This window comes from Actinoplanes sp. NPDC048791 (genome assembly GCF_040650095.1).
In the GTDB taxonomy this organism is placed as follows: domain Bacteria; phylum Actinomycetota; class Actinomycetes; order Mycobacteriales; family Micromonosporaceae; genus Actinoplanes.
Window position 1 is genome coordinate 23,571 of sequence record NZ_JBEZGQ010000018.1, and the last position, 906, is coordinate 24,476.

At 69.8% G+C, this 906-nt stretch carries 1 protein-coding gene; it reads left to right on the plus strand.

From position 1 onward, the window contains the following. Positions 1-62: 62 nt before the first annotated feature. Entirely contained in the window at positions 63-698 is a 636-nt protein-coding gene (locus AB0C29_RS03330; RefSeq protein WP_360814495.1) for a DUF3043 domain-containing protein, read from the plus strand. Positions 699-906: the final 208 nt, after the last annotated feature.

Sequence of the window (906 nt, forward strand, 5' to 3'; positions counted from 1 at the left end):
CCGCGCCGGCTCTGTGCCGGCGCGGTTTCGGGTTTGTGGGGGCTCTTGGCTACGCTGCGGGGGTGTCCTCGCTGTTTCGCCGAAAGTCCACCGACCTCGTCTCCGACGCCACCGCCACGGTGACCGACGAAGGCGGGCAGTCGGCCGCGCCCAAGCCCAAGGCCTACACGCCCTCGAAGAAGGAGCTCGGCGTCGCGACGCCGAAGCGCACCAACGCGCAGCGCCGGCACGACACGGCGCAGGCCCCGGCCAACCGGCGCGAGGCCTACAAGCAGATGCGCGAGCGTCAGAAGGTCGAGCGGGCCGAGGCGTCGGCGGGCATGCGCGCCGGCGACGAGCGCTACCTGCTGGCCCGCGACCGCGGCCCGGAACGCGCCCTGGTCCGCAACATCGTCGACGCCAAGCGCACAGCCGGCACCTGGTTCTTCGCCGGCGCGATCATCGTCTTCATCGGCTCGACGGGCGCGATGCCGCCGGTGGTCCAGATCGGGGCCAACCTGCTCTGGGCGATCCTGGCGATCGCGGTGCTGGTGGACAGCGTGCTGATCGCCCGCAAGGTGAAGAAGCTGGTCGCGGAGCGCTTCCCGAACACGACGCAGCGGATCGGGTCGCTCTATCTCTACGGGATCATGCGCGGGCTGACCTTCCGCCGCATGCGCGTCCCGAAGCCTCAGGTGGAGCTCGGCGACAAGATCTGATCCGCGTTTGCAAGATCAAGATCAAGATCAGGATCAGATTCAGGTCGTGCCTGGTTGCATGTCACTGACCGTCGCTCCCGCCGAGACCGGTCGCTTCGCTCCCTGCCAGGTGCGGGACCACTCACCCTCGCCCGCACAGCGGGCAACCCCGGCTACGCCCCTCACCTCACGCGCCCGTGCGATGCGCCGGCCTCGCGCCTCAACTCGC